The 21,855-nt window shown below is 44.6% G+C and carries 19 protein-coding genes and 1 riboswitch; of the genes, 18 read left to right on the forward strand and 1 reads right to left on the reverse strand.

The annotated features are described in order from the left end of the window. The first annotated feature begins 97 nt into the window (after window positions 1–97). Window positions 98–574: an RsfA family transcriptional regulator gene (locus tag CHH48_RS01065; protein ID WP_095217514.1), complete on the forward strand. Its 477-nt coding sequence runs from the start codon at window positions 98–100 to the stop codon at window positions 572–574. Between the two features lie 22 nt (window positions 575–596). Here CHH48_RS01065 and CHH48_RS01070 read toward each other — a convergent pair whose 3' ends face one another. Continuing rightward, entirely contained in the window at window positions 597–1,046 is a 450-nt protein-coding gene (locus CHH48_RS01070; RefSeq protein ID WP_176466341.1) for a GNAT family N-acetyltransferase, read from the reverse strand. Window positions 1,047–1,206: 160 nt separating this feature from the next. Here CHH48_RS01070 and CHH48_RS01075 point away from each other — a divergent pair, with 160 nt between their 5' ends. The 17 genes from CHH48_RS01075 (at window position 1,207) to CHH48_RS01155 (ending at window position 21,703) form a co-directional block, all read left to right on the forward strand. Then, the gene (locus CHH48_RS01075; RefSeq protein WP_095217516.1) at window positions 1,207–2,088 is read left to right on the forward strand and encodes a 2-dehydropantoate 2-reductase; all 882 of its coding nucleotides are present in this window, start codon (window positions 1,207–1,209) and stop codon (window positions 2,086–2,088) included. Then, window positions 2,085–2,468 carry a DUF3397 domain-containing protein gene (locus tag CHH48_RS01080; RefSeq protein ID WP_095217517.1) on the forward strand — a complete coding sequence of 128 codons (384 nt, stop codon included), beginning with the start codon at window positions 2,085–2,087 and terminating at the stop codon, window positions 2,466–2,468. The genes CHH48_RS01075 and CHH48_RS01080 overlap by 4 nt, the downstream gene beginning before the upstream one ends. A 34-nt stretch (window positions 2,469–2,502) precedes the next feature. Beyond that, the gene (gene bshC, locus CHH48_RS01085) at window positions 2,503–4,128 is read left to right on the forward strand and encodes a bacillithiol biosynthesis cysteine-adding enzyme BshC (protein WP_176466342.1); all 1,626 of its coding nucleotides are present in this window, start codon (window positions 2,503–2,505) and stop codon (window positions 4,126–4,128) included. A gap of 166 nt (window positions 4,129–4,294) precedes the next feature. Next, window positions 4,295–4,726, forward strand: coding sequence for a division/cell wall cluster transcriptional repressor MraZ (gene mraZ / locus CHH48_RS01090; RefSeq protein WP_038559932.1), 432 nt, complete (start codon window positions 4,295–4,297; stop codon window positions 4,724–4,726). Window positions 4,727–4,750: 24 nt separating this feature from the next. Beyond that, entirely contained in the window at window positions 4,751–5,710 is a 960-nt protein-coding gene (rsmH, locus tag CHH48_RS01095) for a 16S rRNA (cytosine(1402)-N(4))-methyltransferase RsmH (protein WP_095217519.1), read from the forward strand. A gap of 18 nt (window positions 5,711–5,728) precedes the next feature. Next, a complete protein-coding gene (gene ftsL, locus CHH48_RS01100) occupies window positions 5,729–6,109 on the forward strand; it encodes a cell division protein FtsL (protein ID WP_038559938.1) in 381 nt (126 codons plus the stop codon). Window positions 6,110–6,125: 16 nt separating this feature from the next. Next, a complete protein-coding gene (locus CHH48_RS01105) occupies window positions 6,126–8,264 on the forward strand; it encodes a penicillin-binding protein (RefSeq protein WP_095217520.1) in 2,139 nt (712 codons plus the stop codon). An 83-nt stretch (window positions 8,265–8,347) separates the two neighbouring features. Then, complete coding sequence (locus tag CHH48_RS01110; RefSeq protein WP_095217521.1) at window positions 8,348–10,282, forward strand: stage V sporulation protein D; 1,935 nt, start codon at window positions 8,348–8,350, stop codon at window positions 10,280–10,282. 121 nt (window positions 10,283–10,403) lie between these two features. Further along, window positions 10,404–11,879, forward strand: a complete 1,476-nt coding sequence (locus CHH48_RS01115) for a UDP-N-acetylmuramoyl-L-alanyl-D-glutamate--2,6-diaminopimelate ligase (RefSeq protein WP_095218060.1) — start codon at window positions 10,404–10,406, stop codon at window positions 11,877–11,879. A 2-nt stretch (window positions 11,880–11,881) separates the two neighbouring features. Next, window positions 11,882–13,234: a UDP-N-acetylmuramoyl-tripeptide--D-alanyl-D-alanine ligase gene (locus CHH48_RS01120; protein ID WP_095217522.1), complete on the forward strand. Its 1,353-nt coding sequence runs from the start codon at window positions 11,882–11,884 to the stop codon at window positions 13,232–13,234. Between the two features lie 78 nt (window positions 13,235–13,312). Continuing rightward, the gene (mraY, locus tag CHH48_RS01125) at window positions 13,313–14,293 is read left to right on the forward strand and encodes a phospho-N-acetylmuramoyl-pentapeptide-transferase (protein WP_038559955.1); all 981 of its coding nucleotides are present in this window, start codon (window positions 13,313–13,315) and stop codon (window positions 14,291–14,293) included. Continuing rightward, on the forward strand, window positions 14,293–15,645 hold the full coding sequence (gene murD, locus CHH48_RS01130; RefSeq protein WP_095217523.1) for a UDP-N-acetylmuramoyl-L-alanine--D-glutamate ligase: 1,353 nt from the start codon (window positions 14,293–14,295) through the stop codon (window positions 15,643–15,645). Before mraY ends, murD begins: the two co-directional genes overlap by 1 nt. Window positions 15,646–15,716: 71 nt before the next feature. After that, window positions 15,717–16,820 carry a stage V sporulation protein E gene (gene spoVE, locus CHH48_RS01135; protein WP_255212156.1) on the forward strand — a complete coding sequence of 368 codons (1,104 nt, stop codon included), beginning with the start codon at window positions 15,717–15,719 and terminating at the stop codon, window positions 16,818–16,820. 254 nt (window positions 16,821–17,074) lie between these two features. After that, a riboswitch (SAM riboswitch) is annotated at window positions 17,075–17,181 on the forward strand. 90 nt (window positions 17,182–17,271) lie between these two features. Continuing rightward, window positions 17,272–17,823 (forward strand): NADPH-dependent FMN reductase, encoded by a 552-nt coding sequence (gene ssuE, locus CHH48_RS01140; protein WP_095217525.1) that lies wholly within the window; start codon window positions 17,272–17,274, stop codon window positions 17,821–17,823. 12 nt (window positions 17,824–17,835) lie between these two features. Continuing rightward, window positions 17,836–19,101, forward strand: coding sequence for an MFS transporter (locus tag CHH48_RS01145; RefSeq protein WP_217903009.1), 1,266 nt, complete (start codon window positions 17,836–17,838; stop codon window positions 19,099–19,101). An 18-nt stretch (window positions 19,102–19,119) separates the two neighbouring features. Next, complete coding sequence (locus CHH48_RS01150; RefSeq protein ID WP_095217526.1) at window positions 19,120–20,511, forward strand: LLM class flavin-dependent oxidoreductase; 1,392 nt, start codon at window positions 19,120–19,122, stop codon at window positions 20,509–20,511. 4 nt (window positions 20,512–20,515) lie between these two features. Further along, on the forward strand, window positions 20,516–21,703 hold the full coding sequence (locus CHH48_RS01155) for an acyl-CoA dehydrogenase family protein (RefSeq protein WP_095217527.1): 1,188 nt from the start codon (window positions 20,516–20,518) through the stop codon (window positions 21,701–21,703). The last annotated feature ends 152 nt before the right edge of the window (window positions 21,704–21,855 follow it).

Below are 21,855 nucleotides of genomic sequence, written 5' to 3' on the forward strand. Positions count from 1 at the left end.
GATAGGTGTTTTTTTTATATTCTATCGTCCGTTTTCTAGTCTAGCATTTTTCCCTCTCGCATACATTGATAGCAGAATAGAAGAGGGGGGAAGCGTTTTGAAGAGTACGAGACAAGATGCATGGTCGGATAAAGAGGATGTTTTACTGGCAAATACTGTACTGGATTTTATACAGGAGGGGAAGACGCAGCTGGATGCCTTTCGTGATGTCGCAGTTAAGCTCAACCGTACAGCGGCAGCTTGTGGGTTTCGTTGGAATGCGTCGCTCCGACAATATTATCAAACGGATATCGAAATCGCGAAGCAACAGCGGAAACAGCAGCTTCCAGTGTCAATTAAAGAAACTGCTCCGGTGAAGGATGACAAAGAATCCATCAGTTTGGAAGCAGCAATTGATTTGCTTGAGAAAGTAAAACAGAATTTTCAAGTGCCGAGAAAAGAACCACAGGAAGAACTTCGGACACTGAAAGAAGAGAATGCAAAGCTGAAGGATCAGCTTAAACGGTATCAGGATGCATGCATAGAAATGGAGAAGCTATGCCGTTGGGTAATTGAGGAGGCTGAAACAAAATAAAAAAGCCCAGTTGGGCTTTTTTTTATTTTGTCGGCTGCCATGTCATAACAGACAAGCTATCTTCCTTTTTACTGCTGTCCTTAAAATTCAGTCTGGTCCAGAAAGTTTCCGAATTTACCCTTGCTTTTGTTCGAACTGGTTTGGCGAAGGACTGCACAAATTCAACAAGAGATGACCCAAGTCTATTTCCTTGGTATGCAGGCAGCACTTCCAGTTTGGAGATTTCCACATATCCTTTTGGCGGATAGAATGTATTGTCGCGTTGTTCGTTCACAAAGGTGAGCGCCATTCTCGCTGCAAGCTCTTTATCCATGTAAATTCCGTAGAAAAGCGTATCGTCGTCACTTTCGATGAGACTGAGCTGGAACTCATCCAACATCGAAAGCTCTGCGTTCCCCTGTGCGGCAAAGCGTTCGAAATCCTCAGCTGTTTTATAATTCACTGGCAATTTTTCCACTTTAGCAAATGTCATACAGATTCCCCTCTCCGTATTAAAAAATTTCACTGTGTGCCTTATGCTTCCAATATATATGAAAACGTTTACAAATTCAAGCGTTATATTTCTTATATCCATACTGTCTGTTCTTTTGCTAAAATAAACAATTAGGTATAGTACGAATGGGGGAACGGACATGAAAATCAATGTGATCGGCGGAGGAGCGATCGGGTTACTTACAGCCGCCAAACTCGGCAGGATTCATGATGTGCGGCTTTTGGCAAGAACGCGAGAACAGTCCGAAGAGATTGCAGTGAAAGGTCTTCATATCGGGGATGAAGTGATAGTGGTGGAGACATTGCCTTCTACGGATTGGCGGGCTTTAGGACAAGCGGATGTATGGATTGTCTGTGTAAAACAATACGATTTGCCGCCAATTTGGGAAAAGTTGAAGCTGCATGCTAAAGCTGCAGTCGTTTTCCTCCAAAATGGTATGAATCATACTGACTTTTTACAGGAAGAAGATTTCGATTATCCGATTATCGTCGGGTCTGTTGAACATGGAGCTATAAGGATAGACTCTCATACCGTAGAGCATACAGGAGAAGCGGCAATTCGCCTTGCAGATCTGACTGGCAATTACGCTGAAGTACTTGTGAATCAACTGCATAAACCAGATTTCCCGATTTTATTTGAGCAGGATTGGCGTTTGATGTTAGGCACAAAACTGATTGCGAATGCTGTGATCAATCCGTTGACTGCAATTTATCAGGTGAAGAATGGTGAGCTGCTGGAACACTCTGCCTTTGAGAAGATAGCGGAGGTCTTATGCAAAGAAGCAGCAGATGCGCTAGGTTTAGAGGAAGAACAGCAATGGGCAAATGTTCGCCGAATCATATATGCTACGAAAGCTAATCTGTCCTCTATGCACAGAGATATACAAGCTGGCAGACTAACGGAGATCGAATCTATATCCGGATACGTCCGGAATCATGCAAAACAAGCCGTTCCTTATACGGATTTTGTCTACTATAGTATACTTGGTCTTACCAAACAGCAGGAGAGGACTAATCAATGACCCACTTATTTGCTTACCTTTTAGCGGCAGCGATTACCGTACCGCCGCTTGCTACTTGGATTTATTATTTAATCGTCAGACGGATCATCCATAAAAGACGGAATGCTTTTCTCCATAGCGTGCAAACTACTGCCGTATTCTACATCTTTTCTGTTATGATTATGTTGCAAATCATTTTACAGCATACAGTGTTCGGTTATATGATAGGATTCCTTGCGGTATTGTTCATTATGGTAGTGCTTATGCATTACAAGTACCGCGGTGAGATCGTCTTTAAGCATGTGTGGCGCATCTTTCTGCGTATCTGCTTCCTCTTGTTCGGTCCGCTTTACATCCTGCTGCTTGTGGCAGGTGTTATCGTTACATTTATCAGACAGTAATACATATCAGACGTTATATAAAGGAGTACTTAATATGGTAATACAACCAATGAGACTGGAAAGTCCGAACAAATTGGTGACCGATTATCGGGCAGAGCTTCCTTCTATTATGGGGAAATTCAATTTTTCTCCATTCCGCCAAGAAAGCTATGCGACTAGACTGGAGGAGCTGGAAGCTCGTAAATTCCCGAGAGAGGCGCTAGTTGAACTTCTTCACAAATGTAATAGAGAGTGGGGAGCGGATCAAGCAACAATCCATAATATCGATAAATTAGCTGATTCTAAAACAGTGGCTGTTGTCGGCGGTCAGCAGGCAGGCCTTTTCACGGGTCCTTTATTGACATTGCATAAGATCACCTCCATCATTTCCCTTGCTTCAGAGCAAAGTAAAAAACTGGGCACAACGGTCATACCAGTTTTCTGGATAGCAGGTGAGGATCATGATGTCGACGAGATTAATCATATCTTCCTTCCAAATCGCAACAAACTGAAGAAATTCAAGTGGAAACAGCATCAGGCTGAAAAGATAGCAGCTTCTGATATAGTGCTAGACAACGGATTGATGCACGATTTCTTGCAGGACGTAATAGCTGCTCTGCCAGAGACAGCATACACAAAGGATATTCACTCCACGGTCAGTAATATAATGGACCAATCAGAGACTTTCGTCGATTTCTTCGCGAAATTCATACATTTTCTATACAAGAATACAGGTTTGGTTCTTTTGGATTCGGGTGATCCTGAACTGCGGAAAATAGAACGCCCATTTTTCCGGGAGCTGATCAGCAAGCAACAGGAGATAAGTCAAGGCGTTTATGGAGCGTCTCAGGAACTTCAGCAGATGGGCTACGCAGATGTTTTAGGTGCAGAATCTGAAGATGCTAACCTGTTCTGTTATATTGACGGTGAAAGAACACTGCTTATGCGTGACAGCGAAGGCAAGTGGCGAGGCAAGGCTGATGAAGCAGTCTTTACAGAAGAAGAGCTATTGCTTATAGCGGAAACAGCGCCGGAAAGACTCAGCAATAATGTCGTTACGCGTCCGCTCATGCAGGACTATCTCCTGCCGGTGCTTGGTTTCATTGCCGGCCCTGGAGAAATCGCCTATTGGGCGAATCTTAAACCAGGCTTTCAAGCGGTTGGCTTTACCATGCCGCCAGTTATGCCGCGTCTGTCCTTCACGATGCTGGACAGCAAGACAGAGAAACTGCTCGAGCGTTATCGTCTTAACCCTGAAAAAGCTATTGCTTTCGGTGTTGAAACAGAAAAGATCCATTATCTTGCTGCACAGCAGCAGCCTCCAATTGCAGTTGTATCCGAGCAAGTGAAACGAGCCATGGCTGATTTGCACGCCCCATTGCGGCATAGTGCCGCATCTATAGCTGATGATCTTGGCAGCTTAGCAGAAAAGAATCTTCGTCATTTAGAGGAGGATATTGATTTTCTGGTCAAGCGAATGGAAGCTAGAATAAAAGAACAGCATGGTGTGGCCTTATCCCACTTTGATCACATCCAGTGTACGCTCCACCCAGAAAATGGACTGCAGGAGCGGACATGGAGTATATTTTCAATATGGAATACGCATGGAGTGGAGATTTGGCACGAATTAGCGCAGAAAAGCTATGATTTCACCACCCCCCACCATATCATAACGTTATAATGAAACAGAAAGCGTGTCTGGTCGACGACCATGCACGTTTTTTTGTGCACAAAACTCCGAAAAAGCGCTAGGCAAGGGAGAAAATGCTATTAAAAAGTGTGAATATTGAGGTGGTGAAATGTGGGGCGATGTGGTACTATGAAAATGGAAAGTGGGGGCGGAGTCTATGTTCATGGGGGAATTTCAGCATACGGTCGATACAAAAGGACGTATTATCGTACCTGCCAAGTTCCGAGAAGACTTGGGGGAACGTTTTGTACTGACCCGTGGATTGGACCAATGTCTGTTTGGATACCCTATGGAGGAATGGAGACTCCTAGAAGAAAAACTAAAAAAGCTGCCATTGACCAAGAAGGATGCCCGTGCATTCACTCGCTTCTTCTTTTCAGGAGCAGTCGAATGTGAGCTTGATAAGCAAGGGAGAATCAATATCCCTGCACCGCTCCGGAAATATGCGAAGCTGGAAAAAGACGTTGCCATTATTGGTGTGTCTGGCCGGATCGAATTCTGGGCGGAGAGCGAATGGAATTCCTATTTTGATGAATCTGAGGAATCTTTTGCTGAAATCGCTGAAAATATGCTTGATTTCGATATTTGATGGCAGTCGAAAGGATGTAAGAGCTTGTTTGAACATTATAGTGTGCTGAACAGAGAGACGATTGAAGGACTCGCTGTGAAGCCAGAAGGTACATATGTGGATTGCACCCTAGGTGGAGGCGGTCACTCCGAAGTGATTTTGAAGCAGTTATCTGATAAAGGTAAACTGTATGCGTTTGATCAGGACAAGCAAGCGATCGAGGCAACAGCGGCAAGATTAGCGGAGTATGGCGATCGAATCGAATACATCCAGGCAAATTTCCGAGATCTGAAAAGCGAATTAGAGGAAAGAGGCGTCACGGAAGTCGATGGAGTTGTATTCGACCTTGGTGTATCCTCACCGCAGCTCGATCAGGCAGAACGAGGATTCAGCTATCAGCACGATGCGCCGCTTGATATGCGCATGAACCAGCACCAGGCGCTTTCTGCCTACGAGGTGGTTAATACGTGGTCTTACGAGCAGCTTGTACGGATTTTCTTCCAATATGGAGAAGAGAATTTTTCCAAGCAAGTTGCAAGAAAAATAGAGAAAAGACGAGAAATGAAACCGATTGAAACAACATTTGAACTTGTGGAAGTGATCAAGGAAGCGATTCCTGCACCAGCAAGAAGAAAAGGCGGCCATCCGGCCAAACGGATTTTCCAGGCAATCCGGATTGCGGTGAATGATGAATTACAAGCTTTCCGGGACGCCCTGCAGCAGACAGCAGAGATAGTTGCAGTCGGAGGAAGAGTTTCAGTCATTACCTTCCACTCGCTGGAAGACAGAATGTGTAAGCAGGCATTCAAATCATGGAGCACACCGCTGCCGGTTCCGCGCAATATCCCGATTTTGCCGGAAGATAGTAAGGCACCGTTTGCTCTTGTTACGAGAAAGCCGATATTGGCTAGTGTTGAGGAACTGGAAGATAACAGAAGATCCCGTTCCGCAAAACTCCGCGTAGCAGAGAAAATAAAACCGTGGAGTCCTAAATTCGAATTCTAATACAGGGGAGGAATAAGCTTGAGCGCAGAACGTGCAAGAAGCTGGCAGCAGAGCAGTCCGGCACAAAGACCGCAGCAGCAGCCTAAACGACAGGTAAAAGTAAAAGTTAATAAGAAAACGTGGATTACGCCGGGAGAAAAGGTTCTATATGCCGTATTCAGCTTAGTTATCTTGGCAGCAGCAGCTTATTTCGTCACCTTCGCAGCTTCCACGTATAACGTCAATCGTGACTTGGAAGCACTGGATTCCGAGATCAGCCACCAGCAGGTTGCAAATAAAGATCTGACTTATGAAGTGAAAGAATTAAGCAAACCCGAGCGAATCATCGATATCGCGCGAGATGCAGGTTTGAAGGTACAAAGTGCTAAAGTAAAAGAAGCAAACAAAGTCTCTGAATAAGAAAGGTACTGTCAATATGAAAAAGAACAAGACGACACAAAGAATGGCGATGTTTCTGTTATCTGCCTTTGCCTTGCTCTTTCTTGTCTTAGCTGGACGTTTCTTGTTCATCCAGGCATCCGGTGAAGTTGCCGGGGTCAATTTAAAAGAATTCGCGGAAAGTAAGCGGACCGACTCGTATACGCTCGAAGCGACGAGAGGGAAGATACTGGATCGCAATGGAATGGAGTTGGCGTATGATCAGCCAACTTATTCTATTTATGCGATTGTTAGTGAAAAGTACTCCGCGGATAAGGACCATCCGATCCATGTGACAGATGTGGACAAGACTTCGGAAGAAATAGCGGATATCATTGACGCTGATCCAGCTGACTTAAAGGAACGTTTGCAAAAAGGTATCGATGAAGGTCTATGGCAAGTGGAGTTCGGCTCTGCAGGAAAAGGTCTTACACAGGATCAAAAGAAAAAAATTGAAGAGCTCGATTTGCCCGGCATCCAGTTCACAGAAGAAGCTGAGCGCTTTTATCCAAATGGAACTTTTGCCTCTCAGATCATCGGTCTTGCCCAGCGAAAAGATGGAGTCATTACGGGGATGACAGGTATTGAGCAGCAGCTTAATGATCAACTTGCTGGTAAAAACGGTAATATATCCTATGAAAGAGATGGATATGGATACAAGCTATTGAATCCGAGTGAAGAAGTTCAGGCAGCACAAGATGGGGATAATGTCTATCTGACTATTGATCAGAAGATCCAGACTTTGCTGGAGGATACGCTCACTCAAGTGGATGATAAATGGAATCCAAAGAAAATTAGTGCAGTCGTCATGAATCCGAAAACAGGTGAGATTGTAGCGATGAGCAACCGGCCGAGCTATGATCCGAATGATCCGGAGAACGTGGAGAACTGGTATAATGATGCCATTTCCAATCCGATGGAACCAGGATCGACTATGAAGATGTTCACAGTCGCTTCTGCTATTGAAGAGGGAAAATGGAATCCGGATGAGGAATATAAATCCGGATCCTTTAAAGTGGATAAGGAAACGACAATCTATGATTGGAAGAAGGATGGCTGGGGATCGATTACCAACCTCGAAGGTATACAACGTTCATCCAATGTCATGGTTGCAAATTTGGTTGCAAATAAAATTGGTGAGGACAAGTTTCTTAATTACTTAAAGAAATTCCACTTTGACCAAAAGGCCGGAATCGACCTTCCTGGTGAGATACCTGGTACCATTCTTTATAACTATCAATCCGAGAAAATAAGTGCATCTTATGGCCAAGGAACGACAGCAACACCGATCCAAATGATTACCGCTGCGAGTGCCATTGCAAATGATGGTAAAATGGTGACGCCTCATATCATTGATAAAATCGTCAATCCTGACACGAAAAAAGTAGTAGAACAGAATGAGACTAAAGTCCAAGCAGAACCAATATCGAAAGAAACAGCAGATGAGACTTTGAAAATCCTTGAGTCGGTTGTGACCTCTGAACATGGTACTGGTAAACCGTATAAATTGGATGATTATAGCGTTTCTGGCAAAACAGGTACGGCACAAATTCCTAATCCAAACGGTGGCGGCTATATGGAGGGCAAGAACAATTATCTATTCTCCTTCCTTGGCATGGCGCCTGCTGATGATCCAGAATTGATCATGTATGTTTCCGTGTTACAGCCTGAATTGAAAGAAACGGAGACTGGCAGTGAGCCATCTGCCTTCATCTTCAAAAATGTAATGGAGAACGCGCTGCATTACATGGATATTAGTCCGGACCAAGCCGACGATAAAAATGAAGTCTCTGAAAAACGAGTGCCTGATATTGAAGGTATGTCTTCTAACGCAACAAAGAAAGCCCTAGAAGATACTGGCATGGATGTAGTGGTTGTCGGTGAAGGTAATAAAGTTGCTACAACGAGTGTTGAAAGCGGTCAAACCGTTCTTGAGGGTGAACGCGCCATCATCGTCACGGATGAACCGACGATGCCTGATATTAAAGGGTGGTCCATGCGTGAAGTGCTTGAATTGGGAGAACTGCTGCAGCTGGATGTTGAAACAATCAACAGCGGCTATGCCAAGACACAAAGTATCAAAAAAGGAACGAAACTGAATAAGAACGACTATCTTGCTGTCGAATTCTCGACATAAGAAAACAGGACAGTGGTCTATCCGCTTGCCAACCGTCATAACATGGATACAAGCCTACCTTTGTACACGAGGGAGAGATTTGTTTGAAGAGAGTATCCAATGTTACGATGCGCAAGCGGTTAGTCACTGTTTTTGTTTTGGCTTTTATCGTGTTTCTGGTTATCGGAATCCGATTAGCATACGTCCAGTTCGTCTTAGGTAAGGACTTGGTGGACAAGGCTGAGGATTCCTGGAGCAGAAATATCACGTTTGAGCCCGAAAGAGGGAAGATACTCGACCGTAATGGGGATGTGCTGGCAGAAAATGTGTCTGCACCGACTGTCATGGTCGTCCCACGTCAGATCAAGGATCCTGACAATACAGCAGAGAAGTTAGCTGAAATTCTAGGGATGGAAAAGGACAAGGCATTACAGCATGTTACGAAGAAAGCATCTATCGAAAGGATTCACCCTGAAGGACGAAAAATTTCCGAGGAGCAGGCAGAAGCAATTCAGGCGCTGAACATGGAAGGCGTCTATATTGCCAAAGATTCGAAACGGCACTATCCAAATGGGGATTATCTGTCTCATGTACTTGGTTTCAGTGGTATAGACAACCAGGGATTAATGGGTCTGGAGGCATACTATGATGAAGAATTGAGCGGAGAATCGGGCAGCCTGTCGTTTTTCTCTGATGCAAAAGGACATCGTTTGGAAGATATGGCTGATGTCTATTCGCCGCCGACGGATGGTCTGGACCTTCAGTTGACGATCGATTCTGATATCCAGACAATTATAGAGCGGGAACTGGATAATGCAGAAGCAAAATACAATCCGGACGGTGCGATGGCACTGGCTGTAGATCCAGATACAGGTGAAATTCTGGGAATGTCCTCGAGACCGTCATTTGAACCGGAAAATTATAATGAAGCTGACCCTGATACGTATAATAGGAACTTGCCGATTTGGAGTTCCTATGAGCCAGGTAGTACTTTCAAGATTATTACACTCGCTGCTGCATTGGAAGAGAAGGTAGTTGATCTTGAGAACGATCATTTTCATGATAGCGGTGCAATAAAAGTGGACGGTGCCACACTGCATTGTTGGAAACGCGGCGGGCATGGTGATCAAACATATTTAGAAGTTGTACAGAATTCCTGTAACCCGGGTTTTGTGTCACTGGGACAGAAACTCGGAACGGAACGTCTATTCTCATATATTAAGGATTTTGGGTTCGGTGAGAAAACTGGTATCGATTTGCAAGGAGAAGGGAAAGGGATTCTTTTCGACCCAACGAAAATCGGGCAGGTGGAGACAGCGACTACTGCTTTCGGACAAGGTGTTTCCGTGACGCCGATTCAGCAAGTGATGGGTGTGTCAGCTGCCATCAACGGAGGATACCTGTATCAGCCCCATATCGCAAAGTCGTGGAAGGATTCAGTTACCGGTGACACGGAGACAGCCACCGAGACAGTCATGAAACGACGAGTAGTGTCGGAGGATACATCAGAACAAGTCCGTTATGCACTAGAAAATGTTGTAGCAAAAGGTACAGGTCGAGGGGCCTATCGCGAAGGATTTCGAATTGGCGGCAAAACGGGAACAGCCCAGAAAGTGGGGGCCAACGGAACGTATATGGAAAATAACTATATTCTTTCCTTTGTCGGATTTGCACCTGCAAATGACCCGGAAATCGTCGTCTATGTTGCAATTGATAATCCTAAAAACACGATTCAGTTCGGTGGTAAAGTTGTTGCACCAATCGTAGGTACTATTCTCGAGGACAGTCTTCGTTCGATGGGAGTAGAACCGCAGACGGACGGTTTAGAGAAATCATACAGCTGGCCGGAAGAGCCGCCTACAGAAGCACCTGATTTCGTCGGTATGAAAAAGCGAGAACTGACAGAATACTATACAACGCTGAATCTGGAATTGAGCGGAAATGGCGAGTATATTATTGATCAGGAACCAAAAGCTGGAACAAAGGTGGAGGCAGGATCGACTATCCGGCTGTATTTATCCGAAAACCCGACTGAATAAATCGGATGAACCATTCCTGCGGACATAAATTCTGGTATAATGGGGAAAGGTTTTTACGCCTCAATCAATCAAAATAATATTACTTTGCATTTTGTAAGGATAAATGAAGGACGTGGCAACTTTGAAACTAGCAGTACTTTTATCCGCACTGCCTTTCTATGAACAGCAGGCGGCTCATAAAGAAATCGACATTACCGGATTAACAATCGATTCCCGGGAAATTAAATCTGGCAATCTATTCATATGCATAGACGGAGCCGTAGTCGACGGACATACGTTTGCCAGACAGGCCGAGGAGCAAGGGGCAGCGGCTATTTTAGCCGAACGTCCACTGGATGTTTCTATTCCAGTCATTCTAGTAAAAGACACACTTCGCGCTTTGGCTCCATTAGCAAATGCTTTTTATGCTTACCCATCGAAAGATATGCGGGTAATCGGTATCACTGGTACCAATGGCAAGACGAGCATGACGTATTTGCTGGAAAGTATATTCCGTGCTAACGAGGAAGCTACTGGTGTGATTGGTACGATTCAAATGAAGATCAAGGACGATACGTTTCCAGTGAAAAATACAACACCGGATGCGCTGTTCCTGCAAAAAGGATTCCGCAAGATGGTCGATCAAGGTGTCGATACAGCTGTCATTGAAGTATCTTCTCACGCTTTGGACATGGGTAGAGTGCATGGCACTGATTTTGATATCGCTGTATTCACGAATCTCTCTCAGGATCATCTTGATTATCATGAAAGCTTTGAGGATTATTTCCATGCAAAAAGTCTTTTATTCTCGCAGCTAGGTAATACCTTTGACCCAGAGCATCCAAAATACGCAGTAATCAATTCAGATGATCGTTATGCAGAAGCATTGACTAAATCAACTGCACAACCAATTTGCACATACGGGATTGAAAAGGAAGCAGACATTATGGCCAAGGATATACAGCTGGCTTCCAATGGTACGACTTTCTTACTTCAAACACCAAAGGGTGAAGCAAGAATTACGAGTAAGCTGATGGGTAAATTTAATGTATATAATATGCTTGCTGCTGTAGGAGCGGCTATGTGCAGCGGTATTCCGTTTGAGACCATTTGCAGCACATTACAAGAGACGACTGGCGTAGCGGGTCGATTTGAGCCTGTCATGGCTGGACAGTCATTTGGGGTAATTGTTGACTATGCACATACACCGGATTCGTTGGAGAATGTCCTAACGACGATAAAATCAATCGTGAAGGGCAGTATAATAACTGTAGTAGGTTGTGGCGGTGACCGCGATAAGACAAAACGCCCGCTTATGGCAGGAAAAGCTGTCCAGTATTCTGATACATCTATCTTCACTGCAGATAATCCGCGTTCTGAGGATCCGCAAGATATCCTTGAGGATATGGTCCAAGGATTGGAATCCAATCAGTATGTAATTGTCCCAGACCGGACGGAAGCAATTCGGCATGCCATCGAAATCGCCGGAGATGGTGATATCGTCTTGATAGCGGGGAAAGGGCATGAGACATATCAAATCGTAGGAAATCAAGTACTTGATTTCGATGATCGTCTTGTCGCAGCAGAAGCCATCAAAAGATTGGGATTAGGAGAATGACCATGCTATTTTCAAGTGATTTCCTATATGAAGTGTTCCCAGATGCGACGAAGCAGCAGGAATTCATCATTGCAGAAGTGAATACCGATAGCAGAAAAGAAGCCACAGACAGTTTATTTGTCCCAATCAGGGGAGAACGATTCGATGCACATGCTTTCATTGAACAGGCAGTAGCACAGGGGGCAGTTGCTTCCTTGTGGGACAGAACATTACCGATTCCAGAAGCTGCTTCGAGTATTGTGCTGTTCTTGGTAGATGATACGCTGGAAGCATTACAAAGACTAGCTAAAGCCCATCGCGAAGCAATTGATCCAATTGTTGTCGGCATCACCGGTTCGAACGGAAAAACGACTACAAAAGATCTAGTTACTAGCGTTTTGAAAGAAAAATATGAAGTGCTGGCGACCAAAGGTAATCTTAATAATCATATCGGTTTGCCACTCACTGTATTATCTATGCAGCCTTCCTGTGAAGTGCTTGTTTTAGAAATGGGTATGAGTAACTTCGGTGAAATCGAGCTATTGTCGCAAATTGCGCAGCCGGACTATGCAATCATTACAAATATCGGGGAGTCGCATATCGAATTTCTCGGTTCAAGAGAAGGCATTGCCAAAGCAAAGAGTGAGATTACAGCTGGCTTAGCTGAAGATGGCGTGTTGATTATTGATGGAGATGAGCCTCTGCTTGCGTTCCATCACGATAAAGAGACAACAATCACGTGCGGCTTTGAAGAGCATAATAAACAGCAGCTCAAGATTGAGCAGACACTTGATGCAGCGACTGCTTTTTCAGTGAACGGTGAAAATTACACATTTTCTTTGCTTGGTGCGCATAATGTACGGAATGCGGGCTATGCAATCGTGCTCGGAAAAGAGCTGGGTGTCGATCAGCAGCTAATCCAGCATGCATTGCTTACTCCGTCAATGACAGGAATGCGTATGGAACAGCTTGCGGGTAAGAATGGAAGTAAAATTATCAATGATGCATATAACGCTTCTCCAACTTCGATGAAAGCAGCCATTGGGACAGTACAGGGTCTGCCGTTTGCCAGACGTATTCTCGTGCTTGGGGATATCTATGAAATAGGTACCGAATCCAAACGCTATCATCGGGACATTGCAGAAGCTATCACCGCGGATACTACGCATGTATTTACGATTGGTGAGGATGCGGATGAAATTACCGATGCATTAAAAGATACACCAATTACAGCCGTTCACTTCGGCGACAAGGAATCCTTGGCTAAGGCAGTGTTGCCATTGCTGCAGCAGGATACAATCGTTCTGCTGAAAGCATCACGCGGCATGAAGCTTGAATCCATACTTGACACAATCGCTGTTATGGAAGAGAATTAATAGCTGGTAATTAGAAACATGGCGCCACTGGCGCCAGTAATACACTGGACGGGTGCTTTTTAAAGGAGGAAAACATCAATGAACGTGGCATTATTACTTGTGACAATTGCAGTAGCATTCATCGTCACCGTCCTTATTTCTCCAATAATCATACCATTTCTGCGCAGGTTGAAATTCGGTCAGAGTATTCGTGAGGAAGGACCAAAATCCCATATGAAAAAGTCGGGTACACCGACGATGGGCGGCGTGATGATCATGATCAGCATTGTCGTATCTACATGGATCATGCATGCAATAGGCAATATCCATATTAGCTTGGAAACGTGGCTGCTATTATTCGTATTAATCGGATACGGTTTGCTAGGATTCCTGGATGACTATATCAAAGTGGCAATGAAACGTAATCTTGGATTAACGTCCAAGCAAAAAATGATCGGCCAGATCATTATTGCGATCGTTTTTTATGCACTGCTTCGATACAATGATTTCGGTACTTACATACAGATTCCGGGAACATCGATTCAGTGGGACCTCGGATGGGGTTATTTCTTCTTGATTCTTGTTATGCTTGTCGGCGCATCCAATGCTGTCAATTTGACAGATGGACTGGACGGTCTCTTGGCAGGTACTGCTGCGATTGCATTCGGAGCTTTCGCTGTAGTAGCGTACTATGATGTACAGCAGACACAAATTACTGTATTCTCATTGGCGGTAGTCGGAGCTTTGCTTGGATTCCTTGTATTCAATGCGCATCCTGCAAAGGTATTTATGGGAGACACCGGATCACTGGGACTCGGCGGCGCCATTGCAGCAGTGGCTATCCTCACTAAAATGGAAATCCTGCTGATTGTCATCGGCGGTGTTTTCGTTATCGAGACACTTTCAGTAATGATACAGGTCATTTCCTTCAAAACGACCGGAAAACGGGTCTTCAAAATGAGCCCGCTTCACCATCACTATGAACTGTCCGGTTGGTCAGAATGGCGTGTTGTAACGACATTCTGGGCTGTAGGACTATTATTCGCTGTCATCGGTGTTTACATGAAGGTGGGATTATGATGAGTGATTTTGAAACCAAATTCCCATATCAGAACGTGCTTGTACTAGGTTTGGCCAAGAGTGGATTTGCTGCTGCCAGCACATTGCTTGCCCACGGACGCAATGTTCGGGTTAGTGACCTGAATGCATCCAATCAAGAAGAACTGGTCCAAATTTTAGAGCAAAAAGGTGCTCAAGTGAAACTTGGTGTGCAAGAAGTAGAACTCCTGGAAGATATTGATGTCTTGATCAAGAACCCAGGTATTCGTTATGAAAATGTGATCGTTCAAACAGCAATGGAAAGAAATATTCCAGTGCTGACAGAAGTTGAACTTGCTGGATTGCTTCATAAGGGCACTTTGATCGGTATTACCGGATCAAATGGTAAGACTACGACGACAACGCTTGCTTATGAGATGCTTAAAGAAAGTCAAGTAAGTACGTACGTAGCTGGGAATATCGGTACAGCCGCATCCGAAGTTGCCGACAGGACAACAGAAGATGACCGGCTTGTTTTGGAGCTTTCATCTTTCCAGCTCCAAGGTATTGATCAGTTCCGTCCGAACATAAGCGTTATGCTTAACATTTTTGAAGCACATTTGGATTATCACCATTCTCTTGAAAACTATCAACAAGCGAAAGCGAATATTTTCCGTAATCAAGATGCAGGCGACTATCTTGTTTATAATGCGGAAGATGAGCGCCTTCGTGACATTGTCAAAGCAGCAAAAGCAACACTTGTTCCTTTTTCTGGTTCAAGAAAGCTGGAAGATGGTGCATGGTATGATGATACACATGTGTATTTCAAAGATGAACCGATAGCTGAAATGAAAGATATCTTGCTTGTCGGTGGCCACCAGCTGGAGAATATACTCGCTGCCTTAGCTGCTGCTAAGCTAGCAGGAGCAACTAATGAAGGTATTCAGCAAGTATTGAAGACTTTTTCAGGCGTTGAGCATCGGCTGCAGTATATCAAGCACATCAATGGTCGGGCATTCTATAACGATTCAAAAGCTACTAATATATTAGCAACTTCCAAGGCATTATCATCGTTCGATCAGCCGATCATTCTGCTTGCAGGCGGTTTGGATCGCGGTAATACGTTTGAGACACTTGTTCCGTTCATGGAACATGTGAAAGCATTGATCGTCTTTGGTGAAACAGCTGAAAAATTGCGAGAGACTGCTTATATGGCTGGGATCGAGCTTATCGAACATGCGAAGGATGTCAAAGAGGCAGCTGAAATTGCTTATCGCATCTCTGAAAGCGGCGATGTAATTATGCTGTCTCCAGCTTGTGCAAGCTGGGATCAGTACCGTACATTTGAAGAAAGAGGAGACATGTTTGTTGAAGCGGTGCATACCTTAGAGTAGGGGCTTGTCCTGCTCAGCCGCTTCGCTGCATGCGGACCCCCAATTCCAATCCAAGGAAATGGGGTTTTTCTTTGCGTAAATCTAATCTTCCGAAGACGGACTGGCTATTGCTCTTCTCTATCGGAGGCCTACTGACAATCGGTATCATCATGGTGTATAGTGCTTCTGCTGTATGGGCGGAATATAAATTTGACGATAGCTTCTTTTTTGCCAAGCGGCAGCTATTGTTCGCCGGTGTTGGTTTAGGAGCTATGCTGGTCATTTCCAGGTTGCATTATGAGATTTGGCGGAAATATGCGAAGGTTTTACTTTTGATTTGCTTTGTTTTGCTCATTGCTGTCTTGATTCCAGGAGTCGGATTGGTCCGTGGTGGTGCAAGGAGCTGGATAGGGGTAGGGGCCTTCAGTATCCAGCCTTCTGAATTTACGAAGCTGGGCTTGATCATCTATTTAGCTGTCTATCTTTCGGCTAAGCAGAAATATATAACTTCCTTGAGACAAGGATTCCTGCCCTCGCTCTTACTCGTTTTTACAGCTTTCGGTATGATCATGCTCCAGCCGGATCTGGGAACTGGTGTAGTACTTGTACTTACCTGTATGGTGATGATTTTAGTGAGCGGAGCCAGAATCTCACACTTCGTTGGTCTAGGTATTTTAGGGCTAGGTGCTTTCGCGGCGCTCATCTTGTCTGCGCCATATCGAATTCAGCGTATCACAGCTTTTCTGGATCCGTGGGAAGATCCGTTAGGGGAAGGATTCCAGATCATCCAATCCCTATATGCGATTGGACCTGGCGGGTTAATGGGGCTGGGGTTAGGCAATAGTCTGCAAAAATTCTTCTACTTGCCAGAGCCGCAGACGGATTTCATCTTTGCCATTCTAGCAGAGGAGCTAGGGTTTATTGGCGGCGCAGGTGTTATGCTTCTCTTCCTGCTGTTTCTGTGGCGAGGCATACAAGTTGCGCTTCGGGCGCCTGATGGCTTCAGTAGTCTGCTGGCATTAGGTATCACTGGTATGATTGCTATCCAATGCATGATCAATATCAGTGTTGTAATAGGCTTGATTCCAGTTACTGGTATTACGCTGCCGTTTTTAAGCTACGGTGGATCTTCACTTACGCTTACGCTTAGCTCTGTCGGCATCCTATTGAATGTCAGCAGGTATAGTAAACTCTGAAAACATATGCTACGTGAATGCTGAAATCTTGAATAAAGTTAACTTCCGACAGAGCTTTGGAGAGGTTCACCTAGATATGTAGCTAAAACAGAATGAAATGTATGCCATGCAGGGACTATGATCACATGAGAAGCAAACGGAACAGTTTAAGTATAAATAATCTGCAAGAAAAAAGTACTATATTAAAAATTTTTAGAAAATTACCGTTGACATTTATTAGTAACGCACGTATCATTGTAAACAATTTCATATAGTTCTTATCAAGAGAAGCCGAGGGACTGGCCCGATGAAGCTTCAGCAACCTCTGATTATGTCAGAAAGGTGCTAAATCCAGCAAGATTAATTTCTTGGAAGATAAGAGTGCGGGCGATTATCTCAAGCTCTCTTTTCTTCGGAAAAGAGAGCTTTTTTTCGTTTAGTCACTCTACTACAAAAAAAGGAGAATTGACAAATGACAGACATTATCATTCTAACAGGCAGTCCATCCAAACATTCAAGATCGCAGCTGGCAGCAAATTATGCAGGGAAACTGGCGGAAGCCCAAGGCTATTCTGTGAAGGAGATCAGCGTTACCGATTTTGCTGCGGAGGATCTGATTTATGCAAGATTCGACAGTCCGGCTATTGTGGAAGCAGGTCAAACCGTCAGCAGTGCCAAAGGATTAATTATTGCTTCACCTGTATACAAAGCAGCTTATACCGGCGTATTAAAAGCTTTACTTGATCTACTGCCTCAGGACGCGTTTAAGAATAAGCCGGTACTTCCGATCATGACAGGCGGCAGCCCGGCACATTTGCTTGCGATAGATTATGCATTAAAGCCGCTAATCGCGAATCTAAAAGGAGAGCCTTTACAGGGAGTATATTTATGCGATCACCATATCAATAAAGAGAACCCAAATCAGCCAGTGGCGGACGAAGAAACCGGTGTAAGAATTAACAGGCAGGCGAATCAGCTTGTTGAATCTATTCGCCGTAATCATGCTGCCAGTGCCGTGAAGTAAAGGAGGAAAGTGATGGGAGCAAAGAAAACATTATTTGGTATTCCGATTCAAGTCATTGGCGGGCTGCTGGCAATTTTGTTGTTCATGACTGGGGACGGCATTGAACAGGCATTTCTGTCTAAGTATGTGGTCGACATAGGATTCACTACCAATCAGTCAGCAATTATGTTCAGTGCTTACGGAATCGTACTCACACTGGCTTCTTGGCTTGCTGGTGTGCTTGGGGAAGTCATAGGACCGCGAAGGACGATGCTGATCGGGCTGGTGACATGGGTTGTTTTTGAAATCGGCTTTCTTTATCTGGGTCTTTACTTGGAAAGCTTTTCTATGATGGTGATCATGTATGGTCTGCGCGGTTTTGGCTACCCGTTGTTTGCTTTTGCTTTTATTGTTTGGATCGCCTACCGTACAGAAAAGCATAAGCTTGCAACAGCAATGGGTTGGTTCTTCTTTATGTTTGCTGGCGGTATCGGTTTTCTTGGCTCGTATTATCCGAGTATTCTGCTTCCGTTCATCGGAGAAATGGCTACGCTTTGGAGCTCTCTTATCTGGATTATCCTTGGAGGGATTCTAGGTGTTGCGTTAGTGGATGACAAAGATCGCAATGGAGTCAGGATTCAGGATCAGAATTCGGATAATAAGTGGGCAGAAGCGCTAAAAGGAATTACGATTCTTTGGGTAAGTCCACGTGTTGCTGCCGGTGGCTTGCTTCGAACGATAAACACAGCAGGATGGTATGGCTATGTTGTTGTAATGCCGGGATTTTTCACTAGTTTCTTAGATATATCTACAAGTCAATGGCTTCAGCTTTGGGCGATTCAGTCCGTCAGCAATATGGCAGCTGGTGTGTTATTTGGGATGATAGGTGACCGAATTGGCTGGGTTAAGGTAGTCCGTTGGTTTGGCTGTGTGGGAGCAGCTGTTTGTTCTTTGCTTTACTACTACATTCCGGCAGCATTCGGAGCAAACATTCCGCTGCTTGTACTGAACGCAATTCTTTTCGGTGCCGCAATTGCAGCTTTTGTTCCGCTGTCTGCTATATTACCGACGCTTGCTCCTGCCAACCGCGGGGCAGCGATCTCTGTACTTAATTTAGGTGCAGGAGCCAGTCAGTTTCTTGGTCCGGTGCTTGTCGGGGTACTGAACAATTACTTAGGAATTGTTGGTGTGGTCTGGGGATTTGCCATTTTGTATGCACTTAGTTTTCTGTTAACGCCATTTCTTGCCCCTGCTTCGAAAGCACAAGTACATGCTACAGAAGAACTTGCTGTTAGATAACTAAAGGAGGATTTTCAAATGACGAATAAACGGATCTATTTGAATGCTTTTGATATGAATTGCGTTGGACATCAATCACCGGGGTTATGGACACATCCTGACGATCAGGCACATCGCTACAAAGATTTGGAGTATTGGACGGATCTTGCGCAAATATTGGAGCGTGGCCAGTTTGATGCATTATTTTTGGCGGACGTACTTGGAACATACGACGTTTATCAGAACTCCCGGGAGGGAGCAGTCCGTCAGGCAGCCCAGGTGCCGGTAAATGATCCGCTGCTCGTTGTGCCGGCGATGGCTCAAGTCACAAAGCATCTAGGTTTTGGTGTTACAGCGTCTGTTACGTATGAGCATCCATACAGCTTTGCGCGTCGCGTCTCTACGTTGGATCATTTAACGAAAGGCCGTGTAGGCTGGAATATTGTTACATCCTATTTAGAAAGTGCAGCTAGAAACCTAGGTTTGGATACGCAAATTAAACATGACGAGCGCTATACTATTGCTGAGGAATACTTAGAAGTATGCTATAAGCTTTGGGAAGGCAGTTGGGAAGACGATGCAGTAGTTCGAGATACAGATAGGAAAGTGTACACTAATCCAGAAAAGGTGCATGATATTCACCACAATGGCACGTATTACACTGTTCCAGGAGCGCATCTGTCTGAACCTTCTCCGCAACGGACACCAGTGCTATTTCAGGCGGGATCATCTTCAAAAGGCAGGGCATTTGCCGCCAAGCATGCGGAGTGTGTCTTTATAAGTACGCCGACGGTTACTGTTACAAAGAGCTATGTAGACAAGCTGCGCGAGGAGACAAAACGTCAAGGGCGTGATCCAGAAGAGATAAAAGTGATGAGTCTATTTACTCCAATTGTGGCTGAGACAGAGGAGTCTGCACAGGAAAAACTGGCAGAGTATCGCAGTCATGCAAGCTATGAAGGAGGTCTGGTATTACTCGGTGGCTGGACCGGCATTGATTTTTCCGAATATGACCCAGACGAAGAGCTTCGTTTTGTTGAGAATGAGGCAATTCATTCAGCGGTGGAGACGTTCACGAAGATTGATCCGAATAAGAAATGGACTGTCCGCGAAGTGGCTGAATTTGTAGGTATAGGAGGAATTGGTCCTGTAGTCGCTGGCACACCGGTACAAGTTGCTGATGCAATGGAGGATTGGGTTGAAAAGACTGGCGTTGATGGGTTTAATATAGCGTACGCGGTGACTCCTGGAACGTTTAAAGATCTAGCTGATTATGTAGTGCCGATTTTACAGAGGCGTGGCAGAATCAGAAAGAATTATGAAGGTGCTACATTCCGCGAAAATTTGAGCGGAAATAAGAGACTGCCAGATTATCATCCAGCGCGTCAGATCGGAAAAACAGTCCAGGAACAAGGAAAGCAAACGGTGTAATGACGTGATAAATAAAACAGAATCGAAATTAGAAACCATTTATGCATTGCTAGATGAAATAGTTGACCAGACAATTGCCCCCTCTGCAGATCGGCTCGACCGGGAGAAAATATTTCCTAAAGCAAACATGCAGGAGCTGGCGGTAAAAGGATTAAACGGTATTTTGCTGCCTGAACATTTAGGCGGTCTTCATGCAGGATTTAAAGCATTTTCAATAGTAGCAGAAAAAATCGCGAGCCATTGTCCCTCCACTGGTCTTGTTTACACGATGCATGTGGAAGCTGCCGATGCGATTTACCGGTTCGGAACAAAGGAGCAGCAGGATAAGTGGCTGAAACCGGTACAAGAGGGGTACTTTGGGACAACCTCGACAAGTGAAAGAACTTCTGGAGGCAGATACTGGATTAACACGAGCCGAGCAAAACGCACGCCGGATGGATATGAGCTGAATCTAGAAAAATCTTTTACGACAAGCAGCGGTTTTGCCGATTTCTATATTGTCCAAACTGGTTCACCAGATGCTTCTACAACTGATGATATAAGTTATTTTATCATTGAAGGAACGAACCCTGGTTTAAGCTATGGGAGCTGGGATGCACTCGGGGTGAGAGGGAACCATAGCTCTTCGCTCACGCTCAACAGCGTGCAAGTGCCGAAAGAAAATCTGCTCGGGAGTGAAGGGTCTGGTCGTGCAATCGTGGAAACAAGTATTGCATATTTGCTTGGCCTGGGCTCTGTCTGGACAGGACTGGCTGGTGGAATTATTGATATAGTTACAGAATACGTAAAGCGGAATCATCACCATGATGTTGGAAAAAGCCTTGGAGACTATCAGGTTATCCGCAGTCTGCTTGCTAAAGCAGTAATTAAACACAAAGGGCTCACTGCCTGGTTAAATCAGCTTCGAGACAAAATTGATCAACAGTTTAAAAATGGATCTGGAAAGTTAAGTATCGCTACACAGCAGGATTTACTGTCATTTAAAATATATGCTTCAGATACGGTAAATGAGATTGCACAGATTGCCATGGACATTACCGGAGGTTATGGGTATAAAATCGGTAAGCTGGAGAGGTTTTACCGTGATGCCAGAGCGGGTATTGTAATGGGGCCTTCCAACAATCTCGCTCGTGAAATTCTTGCAAACCAGCTTATTGGTATTTCAGATGATTTGTGGGGAGAAACCTCTTAATAAGAGGTTTCTTTTTTCTGCAACACGATTATTTACATAGCTAAACTCCTTTTAAATATGAAATGGATAGTTTTTCCGCATGAAAAAAACGAGGCTTGACCGACAAAACAACATACGTTGGAACGAATGTAATGGTAGAATGGGAAAGAATA

It is taken from the genome of Terribacillus saccharophilus, from assembly GCF_002272075.1.
Taxonomy (GTDB): Bacteria; Bacillota; Bacilli; order Bacillales; family Amphibacillaceae; genus Terribacillus; species Terribacillus saccharophilus_A.

Coding starts and splice junctions, on each gene's coding strand:
- CHH48_RS01070 (WP_176466341.1), bottom strand. CDS start 1,046: ATGACATTTGCTAAAGTGGAAAAATTGCCAGTGAATTATAAAACAGCT.
- CHH48_RS01075 (WP_095217516.1), top strand. CDS start 1,207: ATGAAAATCAATGTGATCGGCGGAGGAGCGATCGGGTTACTTACAGCC.
- CHH48_RS01080 (WP_095217517.1), top strand. CDS start 2,085: ATGACCCACTTATTTGCTTACCTTTTAGCGGCAGCGATTACCGTACCG.
- bshC (WP_176466342.1), top strand. CDS start 2,503: ATGGTAATACAACCAATGAGACTGGAAAGTCCGAACAAATTGGTGACC.
- mraZ (WP_038559932.1), top strand. CDS start 4,295: ATGTTCATGGGGGAATTTCAGCATACGGTCGATACAAAAGGACGTATT.
- CHH48_RS01105 (WP_095217520.1), top strand. CDS start 6,126: ATGAAAAAGAACAAGACGACACAAAGAATGGCGATGTTTCTGTTATCT.
- CHH48_RS01120 (WP_095217522.1), top strand. CDS start 11,882: ATGCTATTTTCAAGTGATTTCCTATATGAAGTGTTCCCAGATGCGACG.
- mraY (WP_038559955.1), top strand. CDS start 13,313: ATGAACGTGGCATTATTACTTGTGACAATTGCAGTAGCATTCATCGTC.
- murD (WP_095217523.1), top strand. CDS start 14,293: ATGAGTGATTTTGAAACCAAATTCCCATATCAGAACGTGCTTGTACTA.
- ssuE (WP_095217525.1), top strand. CDS start 17,272: ATGACAGACATTATCATTCTAACAGGCAGTCCATCCAAACATTCAAGA.
- CHH48_RS01145 (WP_217903009.1), top strand. CDS start 17,836: ATGGGAGCAAAGAAAACATTATTTGGTATTCCGATTCAAGTCATTGGC.
- CHH48_RS01150 (WP_095217526.1), top strand. CDS start 19,120: ATGACGAATAAACGGATCTATTTGAATGCTTTTGATATGAATTGCGTT.